Raw genomic sequence first — 12,971 nt, 5'->3', positions numbered from 1 at the left:
CCTTGGTTTTCTCAGTGAAACTCCGTGTTCTCAGTGTCCTCCGGGGTTCAAGATTTGGGTGTGCCTGGGATTGCAGGCAGCTGGCTTGTGTAATGATTCTAATAAAGAGAAAACGATGAGTTTATTAGATATAAAAAACCTCTCCGTAGCGTTTGGTTCGGTTGATAAGCCATTTCGGGCGGTAGAAAGCGTCGATTTTTCGATTAACCGTGGCGAGATCGTTGGCATTGTGGGCGAATCGGGCTCGGGTAAAAGCGTGACCATGCTGGCCCTGATGGGCCTGATCGACGCCCCTGGCCGCGTTACTGCAGATGAATTGTCTTTTGAAGGCAAAGACCTGCTGAATATGAAAGATGGCGAGAAACGTAAGATTATCGGCAAAGATATCGCCATGATTTTCCAGGACGCACTCTCCAGCCTGAACCCGGCCTATACCGTGGGCTATCAGCTGATGGAAACACTGCGCGAGCATGAAGGCTTGCGTGGTGCTGCGGCAAAAGCGCGGGCGATTGCGCTGCTGGAAATGGTAGAGATTCCTGACGCCAAATCACGCCTGGATGCCTATCCGCATCAATTATCCGGCGGGATGAGCCAGCGGGTGATGATTGCCATGGCCATTGCCTGCAAGCCACGCTTGCTGATTGCCGACGAGCCAACCACTGCGCTTGATGTTACCGTGCAGGCGCAGATTATGGAGCTCTTGGTCAGCCTGCAAAAACAGCATGATATGGCGCTGATCCTGATTACTCACGATCTGGCCGTGATTGCCGAAGTGGCGCAGCGTGTGGTGGTGATGTATGCAGGGCAAGTGGCTGAAACCAGCCCTGTGCCGGCTATTTTTGATACCCCGCGCCACCCTTATACCCAGGCACTGCTGAGCTCGATTCCCGAGCACAGCAAGGGCGCGCACCGTCTGGCCACTTTACCTGGCGTGGTGCCAGGCCAGTACGACAGGCCGGTGGGATGTTTGCTTTCCCCACGCTGCCCCTATGTACAAGAATCCTGTAAAACAAATCGTCCGGTACTGATGAATATTGGCACAAGCACGGTGCGCTGCATTACACCACTGGATGAAGCCGGGAGACCACAAGCATGAGCAATAATCCAATTCTGGTCGCCAGCGAAATAGCACGGCACTACCATGTTTCACGCGGTTTTATGAAGCCTGCTGCCACAGTAAAAGCTTTGAATGGCGTGAGCTTTAGCCTTGAAGCGAAGAAAACGCTGGCGGTGGTGGGTGAATCGGGCTGTGGTAAATCAACCCTGGCCCGACAGCTGACTCTGATCGAAGATCTGAGCAGCGGGCAGCTGCAGATTGCCGGTATCGATACGGTAGGCGCGAGCGTGGCGGATCTGAAAGCGCTGCGCCCTAAAGTGCAGATGGTGTTTCAGAACCCCTACGCCTCATTAAACCCGCGTAAACAAATCGGCACCATGCTGGCCGAGCCACTGCTGCTGAATACGTCTTTAAGCGCCGCAGAGCGCGAAGAAAAAGTACGCGCCATGATGGCGCGTGTGGGCCTGCGGCCTGAGCATTATCACCGCTATCCGCATATGTTTTCCGGCGGTCAGCGCCAGCGTATTGCCGTAGCGCGCGCCATGATGCTGAACCCAAGCGTGGTGGTGGCAGACGAGCCGACTTCGGCGCTGGATGTATCGATCCAAGCGCAGATTCTGAATCTGTTTATGGATCTGCAGGACGAGCTGGGCATCGCCTACGTATTCATCAGCCACAATCTGTCGGTGGTTGAGCATGTAGCCGACGATGTGATGGTGATGTACTTTGGCCGCGCGGTAGAGCACGGCAGCAAAGACGTTCTGTTTGATCGCCCTCTGCACCCCTATACCCGCGCACTGATGTCGGCCACGCCCGCCATCCGCGCCGAAGATCGTGGTGCAAAAGTGAAGCTGCTGGGTGAGCTGCCGTCTCCGCTCAATCCACCAACTGGCTGCGCCTTCAACACCCGCTGCCCCTTTGCTACCGACCATTGCCGCAAGGAAGTACCGCAACTACGGCCAGTAGAAGGGCGTTTGGTGGCCTGCCACCGTGTGGAAGAGATTCAGATTTAATAAAAGCCTGACGCTTGGATATACGCCGCCTTAATGGCGGCGTATTGTTTTTGAAGTACCGAATCATATCCCCCCATGTCTTCAGCTCAGAAGCCATGAGCCTTCAGCATATTCTGGTATTCCGTCGTTTCGCGGACATTGCGGATTTCCTGCCAGATAGCCTGACAGCGTTCTGCTTGTTTCTGGCAGTAAGCTTTGCTGAAGGGGAGATACAGATTGATCACTTTGTAGGGAACGGGATCGACTTCGATGCGGCTAGCCAAGTCAGGCAAATTTTTCAGAGCGTATTGAACTTGGCCTTGCACTGTGATGACACTATCAACAAGCCCCGTATCTAGTTTGCGCATCAGATCACCCACATCTTTTGAGCTGTCTTCCAATGCATAACCTGCATTATGTAGCTCTGCATAGATGCTAAAACCGGCTTGGATACCGATCAACCTGCTAAGGTTTGAGCGGAGATTTTGCGTGTTGAGGCTTGAGCCCATGCGCCGGTAAATGCGGTACTCATCACGGGATAGGCGGTAGTTTGGGTCTGGCTCTCCAGTGGCGAGGCTAGGATACACCGCGTATTGTTGCCGTTCGGGAGTAAACGAAGCTGGAAACATGCCGTCGCTAGTGCCATTACGGACTTCATACTGGCAGCGCTTCCAAGGACGAGCGCGATATTCAATGGTGATTTTCAGCCGGCTGGCGACGGTTTGGATAACATAGCGATCTAAACCTTGGTTCTTACCGTATGTCCACGGATAAACATCAACATCCTGGTGGCATAGTTTTAGATCCGCTGCGGTGGCAGGCAGTAGCCAGCTGACAAAAAGCATCGCCAGCAGATTTTGCATTTTCACCCTGCAATCTCCAGTAGTGTGTTCACTTTGTTTTAGCTGAGGCAGGCTGGTACTGCTTGGGCAAGTGCTATAAAAGGCACTGAAGCGGATGCAAACCCTGGCCCTTGTACGCTGTGCGCGGTTGGCGCTAATATGCCATCCAGTCCCATGTACAGGGACAGCACCCTCCTTCTCGCTTATACTTCGCTCCCGTCAGAAATATTATCTAAGGCCCATCATGTCCTTTTCCGCTCTGGGTCTGTCACCCGCCGTTTTACTTGCTGCCAGCAAAAAATCCTATATCACTCCTACGCCGGTTCAGGCGGAGGTGATTCCTGCTGTGCTGTGGGGGGAGGATATTCTGGCGCAGGCTCAGACCGGCTCGGGCAAAACGGCTGCTTATGTTTTGCCACTGCTGCATCTGATGACGACGGACAGCAGCAAGGCGCTGATTTTGGTGCCAACGCGTGAGCTGGCAGTGCAGGTGGGGAACGAGATCAAGGGCTTGCTGGCGGCTTTAGGCAAAATGACTCGGCCTATCAAGCTGGGGACGGTATTTGGTGGCGTGGCGATTAACCCGCAGATGATGCAGCTGCGCGGTGGTGCTGATGTGCTGGTGGCAACGCCTGGCCGTTTGCTGGATTTAATCGACAAGAACGCGGTTCGGCCGGAGTTTTTTAATACTCTCGTGCTGGACGAAGCCGATCGCTTGCTGGATATGGGCTTTGCTGCCGAAATTAACCGCATCCTGGCGCTGCTGCCGGCTAAGCGCCAAAGCCTGTTTTTCTCGGCTACTTTTCCAGACGATGTGAACGCGCTGGCGACAGGCATATTAAATAATCCAACACGGGTGATGATTGCTTCCACCGAAACCACGCAGCCGGATATCCTGCAGCGGGCTGTTTTTGTGGATGCCGGGCGCCGTGCTGATGTACTCGCGCATCTGATCAAAGAAAATGCAGGCCAGCGGATGCTGGTGTTTGTGGCCAGCAAGCATGGCAGCGAGCAGCTTGCCAATACGCTGTACGCCAAGGGTATTAACGCTGCGCCTTTTCATGGCGAATTTAGCCAGGGCCGCCGCAATCAGGTCCTGGCGGAATTTAAATCGGGCAGCCTGCAAGTGGTGGTAGCGACCGATCTGGCTGGCCGTGGTATCGATATCGATGGTCTGCCGTTTGTAGTGAATTATGATTTGCCGCGCTCACCGGTTGATTACACCCACCGTATTGGCCGCACCGGCCGAAATGGCGCGAGTGGCACGGCGATCAGCCTGATCAGTGCCGCCACCGAAGCGCATTTTCGTCTGATTGAAAATCGCCTGAATATCCGCCTGAACCGCGAAGTGCTGGCTGGTTTTGAAGCCAGGCTGACCAGCATGCCTGCTGTAGTAAATACAGGCGGGGTGAAGGGTGTGCGCATGAGTAAAAAAGATAAATTACGTGCTGCGGCTGCACGCGCAGAACAAGAAAATCAATAAAAGAATGCCAATGTATTTGTTGCATTGCAACTTTATTGAATTGATTTAAATTTCTGAATAATTATTTATACCCAATCAGATTTGTATCATTATTGGGTATAAATGAACTATTTCTTCTGCCGCAGACCTAAACATGAGTATCATCTATTTTAGATCCTCATCGTTTGCTTAAACTCAGCAGGAGACAGACCATGGCTTTATTAGATTCGATCAAAAAGATGGGTCAGGATGCCAGCACAATGCTGGCTAATGAAGTAACTAAATTTAAAAATAAAGATTTTTTAAATGCAGTGATTGCAGGCTGTGCTTTAGTTGCAAGTAGTGACGGTAAGATTAGTGCAGATGAAAAGCAGAAAATACTGGGCTATATTAATAATTCGGATGAATTAAAAGTATTTGATCAGGCTGATGTGATCGATTCATTTAATAAAGTAGCGCTGAAATTTGATTTTGATTATGAAATTGGCAAGGCAGAAGCGCTTAAAACAATCGCTAAAATTAAAAGCAATACTGATGCAGGCAAATTAATGGTTCGAGTTTGTTGTGCTATTGGTATTGCCGATGGTGATTTTGATGCAAGCGAGAAGAAAATGGTGATTGCCATTTGCCATGAGCTGGCGCTGAACGAAGCAGAGTTTGGTTTAAATTAATGATGATTGTATTGAAACCTGCTCAGGCAGGTTTTTTTTTGCCTCAAATAATTAGAGAACACTGTAAGCCTGGTTATGCAGGGATGTTATGTAAGAAACACAAAATATATTATGTTTATCTGCCTGCATTATCCTTGCTAAATTCACTGCTTTTATCCAGTATTATGTCAGATAAATAGCCGCTGGTATCCATCTGCCAGTCATCTGCATTATGAGGAGAGGCGTAGTGAGCAGTTTCAGAATCAATTCGGATCGCCTGTTAGAGGTGGATTTGCAGAATGAAAAAGTACTGGCGATTGCCGGTGCAATGGTGGCTTACACCGGCTCGGTTAAGTTTGAAAAAGCCATTCTGGGCGGTGAAGGTTTGTTTGGTGCACTTAAGCGCAAGGTCACTAACGAAGGTATGTCGCTGATGCAAACCAGTGGCACGGGCAAAGTGTTTTTTGCCCATAATGCGGCCGAAATTGCCGTGATTCCTTTGGCAAATGAAAAGCTGTTTATTGAAAGCAGCAGCCTGCTGGCTTACGACATGGGCCTTAAAACCAATACCACATTTGCTGGCCTGCGCGGGGCAGCATCGGGCCAGGGCTTATTTACTACCACGGTAGAAGGCAGCGGCAATATCGCGGTGATTTCGCGTGGCAATCTGATTACGCTGGAAGTAGGGCCAAATTACCCCTTGTTTGTGGATCCGGATGCCTTTATTGGCTACAAGGGTAATATCTCGCAAGAGTTTGTGTTTGATGTGAACTGGCGGACGATGGTGGGCGAGGCATCGGGTGAATCTTATCAATTTAAGTTTACCGGCCAGGGCGTGGTGTATATCCAGCCTGCTGAGCGTTAAAACTAGCCTGCCATTTAAGGATTAAGCCATGCCTTCTTACACGCAAATCAATGAAAAACTGATTGAAATCACCCTGAGTAACGAAGAAGTCTTTGCCAAAAAAGGCTCAATGATTGCCTATCAGGGTAAGGTGAATTTCGCCCGCTCTTTTCTGGCCGGTGGCGGAGTGCAAGACCTGGCGATGCGCACGGTAACGAGCGAAAGCAATGCTGTGATGGTGGCAAAAGGATCGGGAAAAGTTTATTACGGGCACAATGGATTATTTGTCAGCATTATTCAGGTCAATAATGAGATGGTGTATGTAGAGAGCGAAACACTGCTCGCCTACGATGCACGGCTTACCGTTGGCACGATGTTTTTGGGCAATCAGGGCGGCGTGCAGAGCATGGTGCGTGGCGCTGTGAGCGGGCAGGGGTTGTTTACCACCACCTTGCAAGGCACAGGCGAAATGGCGATTTTATCGGATGGTAATGCGATTGCCTTGCCAGTTACTGCCGAGCAGCCGGTGTTTGTTGATCCTAATGCCTATATCGGCCACAAAGGAAATCTGACTTCTGCCATTGTGACCGATTTAAATTGGAAAACTTTTGTCGGGCAGGCTTCGGGCGAATCCTATCAGGTGAAGTTTATGGGGCAGGGCACGGTTTATATTCAGGCGAGTGAAAGATAATGACTATTTATAATCCCGGTAATTTACCCAAAAACGATAATCTGAATCGCTTTGCCTTTGTGGTGGATGTGGCCGATGAGATATTTATCCGTAAGGGTAAAATGATTGCATTTTATGGGCAGCTGCAATTTAATGCGCTGGGCTCAAGCCTGCTGGATATCCTGGTTAAGCAATCATTTAATTCCCCGCTTTATATTAATCATTTTGTCGTTGCAAAAGGGCAGGGGCAATTGATTCTTGGAGATAATGGCAATGATATTGCCTGCTATGATCTTGAAGACGCCAATATGACCATTAAAGCCAGCCATTTGCTGGGTTTCAGCAAAAATATTATTTGCCAGGAATCCACCATGCCAGGTTTTCTGACCTTGATGGGCAATGGTAAGTTAATCGCCTCAAGTAATGGCCCGGTACATTTTTTAGATTTGCCATGCCGCGTGGATGAGCAGGCCATTTTAGGCTGGGCAGATTGCCCCAGCCCTTCATATCGCTATGATTACGAGCATGTAACTAATGTATTGTCGGCGGTGGGTGCCATGACCAGCATTACTTTATCAGGAGAAGAAAAGCAGATTGATTTCAGTGGGCAGGGCACGGTGCTGATTCAATCTTCAGAATTTGGCCTGAATGATCACTCTGCACTGGCGCATATTATTTCTCAATTGCCATCTTTAAATAAAAGTGAATTAAACAGCCTGAATGGATTTGTAGCGCAAAACTTAAAAGCTTAGAGGATCTTCTCAGGATGGGCACATTTTATGCCCATCCTGAAATTAATCTACCAAATATTAACCCGCTTATCTTCACTTCTTAATGCTGATTTATCGCATGAAAAAGCCGCCGCAAATTCTGGCATATTGGCAATTGGCGCAATCACCCGGTATTTTTCTGGCGCATGCGGGTCGGTGAGTATTTGCAGGCGTAATTCTTCCGGCCGGGTATTACTTCTGAAGCTTTGTGCATTGGCAATAAAGAAGCGTTGCTCCTGGCTAAGGCCATCTATTTTCTCTGCCTGTGGCTTGGTGGCCAAAGATTTCTTTAAGGCCTGAAAGGCAATGGTTAATCCACCCAGATCGGCAATATTTTCACCCGCAGTGAGCTTGCCATTGATATGCAGCTTATCAAGCGGATTAAATTCATCAAATTATTTTTCTATTCGTGTAACCCGCCGGGTAAAGTTCTTTCTGTCTTCCTTAGTCCACCAGCTTTTTAAATTGCCATCACCATCAAACTGGCTGCCTTCATCGTCAAAAGCATGAATGAGTTCGTGGCCGATAGTGGCGCCGGTATTGCCATAATTACTGGCACTGTCGGCATTAACGTGAAATAGTGGCGCTTGCAATATACCCGCAGGGAAAACCATTTCATTCATGCCTGGGTTGTAATAGGCATTCACTGTAGAAGGTGTCATTCCCCATTCATTTCTGTCAATTTCTTTGCCCAGTTTAGCCAGCTGCCGTTTAAATTCAAACTCATGGCCACGGCGGATATTCGCCGCATACGATTCTTTAGTAATTTGCAGGTTGCTGTAATCGCGCCAGATATCCGGGTAGCCAATTTTGACCACAACCTTATCCAGTTTTTTTAATGCCTGCTCTTTAGTTACTGCACTCATCCAATCTGAACTTTTAATACGCTCTGCCATGGCCAGCTTAATGTTTGCCACCATTTCCAGCGCTTCGGTTTTGGCTGCGGGGCTAAAGTATTCTGCAACATAGAGCTCACCCAGTGCTTCGCCCAGATTTTGGTCCAGGCTTTTTAATACCCGCTTCCAGCGAGGCCTTAATTCTTTTGCGCCAGTCAGTGTCTGGCTGTAAAAAGCAAAATCGGCGTTTACAAAATCAGAAGAAAGATATTTGGCCTGCGCATGCGCCAAGTGCCAGCGCAAATAGGTTTTTAAATCATCTGATGGTACTGAGCCCATTGCCTGACTGATATGGCTAAAAAATTTTGGCTGTGAAACATTGATATCAGAGGGCTTGCTGACACCAATCGCTTCAAAATAAGCTTGCCATGCAAAGTGCGGGCTGATTTTTTGCAGGCCATTTAAATTAAGCAAATGGTAAGTGGCTTCAGGATTACGTTGCTCAACTTTTGTCATTGATGCACGGGCAAGGCCTGTTTCTAAACGAATCACACGAATGGCATTTTTTTCTGCGGCCTGCGGGCTATCGCCTAGCAGGCCAAATATTTGCACCAAATGTGCCTTATATTGCCGGCGTAGTTTTTGGTGCTTGCTGTCGGTTTTTAAATAGTAATCTCTATCGGGCAAACCTAAGCCGCCCTGAGATAAATCCATAATATAGCGCAGTGAATTTTTTGCATCCTGGCTTACATTAAAATCAAACAGCGAATTAATGCCTTCTTTATGCAGCTGTGCTAATACCTGAATAAGGTCTGCCTGCGTTTTAATTGCGCTGATCCGGGCTAATTGCTCTGCCAGTGGTTTAGCGCCTTCTGCCTCTAAACGCGCCTCATCCATCCCGCTTAAATAAAATGCGCCTACTTTTTGTACGGAAGGGTTGGCACTGTTTGATTTAGCTGCAGTTTCAATAATATTTTTAAGCGCCGTGAGATTGCGCTCAAAAACTTCATCATAAGCCCCATAGCGGGCACGATCCGCAGGCACAGGATGATTCGCCAGCCAGTTGCCATTGGCATATTGATAAAAATTACTGCAAGGATCGGCCGATCTGTCCATCGCACCGGCTTCTAAAACCAGATTATTGGCATGGCTGAATGCCGAGCCTGCAATAAATAGCGCAGCAATGGCGGTGCGAATTGAATTAGGCATTGGGCGGAGGTCTTATTGATTGAGAGGTGAGTGATGAATTTACGTGGCTATGCTGTTTAAATATATTGGGGTAAGCGAGATGCAAAATATCAGCTGCTTGTGGTGTTTTTTGAAAGAATGAAATATAGTTGTAAATCGCAACTATATTTGAGCCGCTATGAATGCCAGATCATTAAGAGCCGTATCACGGGATATTGTCCGCGAGCTGGGCGTGTTTTCAAAAAAATGCGGCAAGGTCGATCTCAGCCCTGTTGAGGCGCATATTCTGATCGAGCTGGAGCAGGCCATGCAGACTAATTTACAGTTAGCTGAGCGTTTGCGTATCGATAAATCCAATATCAGCCGCACACTGCAAAAATTAGCAGAAGAGGGGCTGATTCAATGGCAGGCTCATGCCAGCGATAAGCGCAGCAAGCAGGCTGTTTTATCCTTGGCCGGGCGGGACGTTTTACGTGCTGTGCATGCTGAATATGATGCAGAAATTGAATGCGTTTTACAGCAACTGGATTCGGCTGAGCAGCAGCGCCTGCAGGCGGGCTTGGATTTATACCGGCAGGCTTTAAACGCAGCCCGTTCGCAAAAGGGCTATGAAATTCGGCTGATGGCAGAAACGGATAATGCTGCAGTTGCTGCGGTGATCAGGCAGGTTTCTGCCGAGCATGGCCTGAGTGAAGAGCGTGGCTATGGTGTGGCAGATCCCCATCTGGATCAGCTTTACCCATGTTATCAAGAGGCTGGGGCGGCTTATTGGGTGATTCAAAAAGAGTCGGGGGCTTTATCAGGCGGGGCAGGAATTGCGCCGCTGGCCGGGGCAGATGCATCGGTGTGTGAATTGCAAAAGATGTATCTATTGGATGATTGCAGGGGCTTGGGGCTGGGAAAGCGTTTGCTGATCATGGCGTGTGATTTTGCGCGGCAGGCGGGATACCGGCAGTGCTATTTAGAAACAACAGCCTGCCTTCCTGCTGCACTGGCGCTCTATAAAAAAATGGGTTTCAGGCAAATTGCAGAGCCCATGGGGGCAACGGGTCATCACTCTTGTGAAATCTTTATGCTGCTCGATCTATAAAAAAACCCGTCTTAAAAAAGACGGGTTTTTTTTGAGTAAGTCACTTACTTCTTTGCCACATGATGGCCGCCAAAGGCATTGCGCATCATGGAAAGCAATTTAGCGACGTAATCGCCTTTACCCTGGGTGGTGTAGCGCTGGAATAACGACGCTGCGATAACCGGAGCAGGAACGCCCAGCTCAACGGCTTCCAGTACTGTCCAGCGGCCTTCGCCAGAATCTGGAACAAATGGCTTGATATCATCGAGCTTGGTATCGTTTTTCAGCGTGTCGGCAGTTAAGTCGAGCAGCCATGAGCGGATGACCGAGCCATGACGCCATGTTTCAGCCACTTCAGCCAGATCAAGATTCAGCTCTTTTTTGGCTTCCAAGAGGGCAAAGCCTTCGGCAAAAGCTTGCATCATGCCGTATTCAATACCGTTGTGAACCATCTTCACGTAGTGGCCGCTGCCTGCCGGGCCAGCGTGAATCCAGCCGCGATCCGATGCCGGAGCCAGGATTTTAACGAATGGCTCTGCCATCGCGAATGCGTCTTTTTCGCCGCCAATCATGATGGTGTAGCCGTTAGCTAAGCCCCATACGCCGCCAGATACGCCCGCATCCATAAACTTAAAGCCTTTGGCGTTCAGTTCTGTTGCATGGCGTTGTGAGTCTTTATACATGGCGTTTGCGCCATCAATAATTAAATCACCTGGTGCCATCAGTGCTGTCAGCTCACCAAACATGGTTTCGCTTATTTCACCGGCTGGCAGCATCATCCATACCACGCGCGGGCTTGGTAATTCTGCAATCAGGCTGGCTACGGAGTCAAAACTGCGGATATTGGCGTGGTCTGCGGCAAGTTGGTTACGTGTTTCGGCGCTTACGTCAAAGCCAAATACGGTGGCTCCGCCAGCAGCCAAACGGCGTGCCATATTACTGCCCATTTTACCGAGGCCAATCATTGCAATTTGCATTTTGAGCATCCTTGTTTGTTGGTTTTCGTTGCCGGGGTTGTGCCCCGGCGGGAATAGCGTGCAGCATGAACCTTAGTCCAGTGTCTGCCAATTGGGAATTATGGCACTATGCTCGGTGCGTAGTGCGAAGCAAATGCCTACAAAACGCAGTAAACGGTGTTTTTCGTTGTTTTCTAAGAATTTTTTGCTTATTTCAGCAAAATTGATCTCGATTAAGGCAAAATATATTGCAGTGCACTATGATTAAAAAGTCGTCGCAAAGCGTGTGGGCTTTGTGAAAAGACTCTCTGTGTGTGGGTGTTTGGGGCGTGCGTAGCTGCATTTTTGCAGACGCACGCTTTTTTCTGCGCGCTATTCTAGGCTTAGTTTGATTTAGCTTAAAAAGCATGTTGTCACCTGCCTGTAAGCTGCCTCTGTTTATACTTCGGGGGTGCTTATGGCCCTGCCCCAACTTGTTTGCCCAGCGGGCAGCCTGCCTGCCTTAAAAACCGCCGTTGACCAAGGCGCCGACGCGGTTTACCTCGGTTTTAAAAATGCCACCAATGCCAGAAATTTTGCTGGCCTCAATTTTAGCGATGCGCAGCTCAGCGAGGGCGTGCGCTACGCTCATGCTAAAAACCGTGAAATATTAATCGCGATTAATACCTACGCCCAGCCGGGGCGCATTGCCGACTGGCGTGCTTCGGTGGACAAAGCGGCCGATCTGGGCGCGGATGCGGTGATTCTGGCTGATCTTGGTCTGCTGGATTATGCCCATCGCACTCATCCCCATTTGCATCTGCATTTATCGGTGCAAGGCTCGGCGACTAATTTTGAAGCCATCAATTTAGCCTTTGAGAGCTTTGGCGTGCGCCGGGCCGTATTGCCGCGCGTGCTGACTCTGCCGCAGGTGGAGTACGTGATTAAAAACACCAAGGTAGAAATCGAGGTATTCGGTTTCGGCAGCCTCTGTGTGATGGCGGAAGGGCGCTGCATTTTATCCAGCTATGTAACTGGCCAGTCGCCCAATACCCACGGCGTATGTTCCCCAGCGCAGTTTGTACGCTGGGATAAACAGGGCGAGCGTATGGATGCGCGCCTAAATGGCGTACTGATCGATCGTTTTGAGGCAGGCGAGCCTGCTGGTTATCCCACGCTGTGCAAGGGCCGTTTTGAAGTCGATGGCGATACCTATTACGCCATGGAAGAGCCGACTAGCCTGAATACGCTGTCGATTTTGCCCGAGCTGATGCGCATCGGCGTGGCTGCCATCAAGGTAGAAGGCCGCCAGCGCAGCCCTTCTTATGTGGCCGAGGTGACTAAAACTTTACGCATGGCGATCGATGCCTGCGCCGACCCGCGTTATTCAGTTAAACCTGCATGGCAAGCCACGCTGGATAAAGTGTCCGAAGGGCATCAGCAAACGCTGGGGGCTTATAGCAGGCCGTGGCGATGAGGATAGGTTTTGCCCATGGGGTTTTGATACGTTTTTAAGTGCCTTCGGCACGGTATTTGGGTGCGGGAGTCCCCCGCGTGGGACTCACTTTCTTGCTTCGCCAAGAAAGTAAGCAAAGAAGGCGACCCCACAAACGCGAAACTCCTTCGCTGCGGACAATCGAGTCGGCGGCTGCGGGA

Annotated in this window: 10 protein-coding genes and 2 pseudogenes; 9 read left to right on the top strand and 3 right to left on the bottom strand. The window is 49.6% G+C overall.

Going from position 1 to position 12,971, the window contains the following annotated elements:
• Nucleotides 1-115: 115 nt before the first annotated feature.
• On the top strand, nucleotides 116-1,096 hold the full coding sequence (locus CSQ88_RS12510) for an oligopeptide/dipeptide ABC transporter ATP-binding protein (protein ID WP_099398428.1): 981 nt from the start codon (nucleotides 116-118) through the stop codon (nucleotides 1,094-1,096).
• Nucleotides 1,093-2,070 (top strand): peptide ABC transporter ATP-binding protein, encoded by a 978-nt coding sequence (locus CSQ88_RS12505; RefSeq protein WP_099398427.1) that lies wholly within the window; start codon nucleotides 1,093-1,095, stop codon nucleotides 2,068-2,070. The genes CSQ88_RS12510 and CSQ88_RS12505 overlap by 4 nt, the downstream gene beginning before the upstream one ends.
• A gap of 86 nt (nucleotides 2,071-2,156) precedes the next feature.
• Here CSQ88_RS12505 and CSQ88_RS12500 read toward each other — a convergent pair whose 3' ends face one another.
• Entirely contained in the window at nucleotides 2,157-2,912 is a 756-nt protein-coding gene (locus CSQ88_RS12500) for an ABC transporter substrate-binding protein (protein WP_143449476.1), read from the bottom strand.
• A 223-nt stretch (nucleotides 2,913-3,135) separates the two neighbouring features.
• Between CSQ88_RS12500 and CSQ88_RS12495 the strand changes: the two genes are divergently transcribed.
• The 5 genes from CSQ88_RS12495 to CSQ88_RS12470 all read left to right on the top strand — a co-directional run bounded on the left by CSQ88_RS12495 (nucleotide 3,136) and on the right by CSQ88_RS12470 (nucleotide 7,269).
• The gene (locus CSQ88_RS12495; protein ID WP_099398425.1) at nucleotides 3,136-4,374 is read left to right on the top strand and encodes a DEAD/DEAH box helicase; all 1,239 of its coding nucleotides are present in this window, start codon (nucleotides 3,136-3,138) and stop codon (nucleotides 4,372-4,374) included.
• Nucleotides 4,375-4,565: 191 nt separating this feature from the next.
• Nucleotides 4,566-5,024, top strand: coding sequence for a tellurite resistance TerB family protein (locus CSQ88_RS12490; RefSeq protein WP_099398424.1), 459 nt, complete (start codon nucleotides 4,566-4,568; stop codon nucleotides 5,022-5,024).
• Nucleotides 5,025-5,250: 226 nt separating this feature from the next.
• On the top strand, nucleotides 5,251-5,868 hold the full coding sequence (locus CSQ88_RS12480) for an AIM24 family protein (protein WP_218963078.1): 618 nt from the start codon (nucleotides 5,251-5,253) through the stop codon (nucleotides 5,866-5,868).
• Between the two features lie 28 nt (nucleotides 5,869-5,896).
• Entirely contained in the window at nucleotides 5,897-6,538 is a 642-nt protein-coding gene (locus CSQ88_RS12475) for an AIM24 family protein (RefSeq protein WP_099398421.1), read from the top strand.
• Nucleotides 6,538-7,269 (top strand): AIM24 family protein, encoded by a 732-nt coding sequence (locus tag CSQ88_RS12470; RefSeq protein WP_099398420.1) that lies wholly within the window; start codon nucleotides 6,538-6,540, stop codon nucleotides 7,267-7,269. The genes CSQ88_RS12475 and CSQ88_RS12470 overlap by 1 nt, the downstream gene beginning before the upstream one ends.
• Nucleotides 7,270-7,316: 47 nt before the next feature.
• On the opposite strand, the pseudogene CSQ88_RS12460 reads toward CSQ88_RS12470, so the two are convergent.
• A pseudogene (locus CSQ88_RS12460) lies at nucleotides 7,317-9,239 on the bottom strand (M13 family metallopeptidase).
• Between the two features lie 250 nt (nucleotides 9,240-9,489).
• On the opposite strand from CSQ88_RS12460, the gene CSQ88_RS12455 reads away from it, so the two are divergent.
• Nucleotides 9,490-10,401: a bifunctional helix-turn-helix transcriptional regulator/GNAT family N-acetyltransferase gene (locus CSQ88_RS12455; RefSeq protein WP_099398417.1), complete on the top strand. Its 912-nt coding sequence runs from the start codon at nucleotides 9,490-9,492 to the stop codon at nucleotides 10,399-10,401.
• Between the two features lie 44 nt (nucleotides 10,402-10,445).
• Here CSQ88_RS12455 and gnd read toward each other — a convergent pair.
• Nucleotides 10,446-11,369: pseudogene (gnd, locus tag CSQ88_RS12450) on the bottom strand (phosphogluconate dehydrogenase (NAD(+)-dependent, decarboxylating)); the annotation flags it as partial.
• 424 nt (nucleotides 11,370-11,793) lie between these two features.
• Between gnd and CSQ88_RS12445 the strand changes: the two are divergent.
• Nucleotides 11,794-12,792, top strand: a complete 999-nt coding sequence (locus CSQ88_RS12445) for a peptidase U32 family protein (RefSeq protein ID WP_099398415.1) — start codon at nucleotides 11,794-11,796, stop codon at nucleotides 12,790-12,792.
• The last annotated feature ends 179 nt before the right edge of the window (nucleotides 12,793-12,971 follow it).

The organism is Iodobacter sp. BJB302 (assembly GCF_002735645.1).
In the GTDB taxonomy this organism is placed as follows: Bacteria; Pseudomonadota; Gammaproteobacteria; order Burkholderiales; family Chitinibacteraceae; genus Iodobacter.
This window is presented reverse-complemented; position numbering and strand designations above follow the sequence as displayed.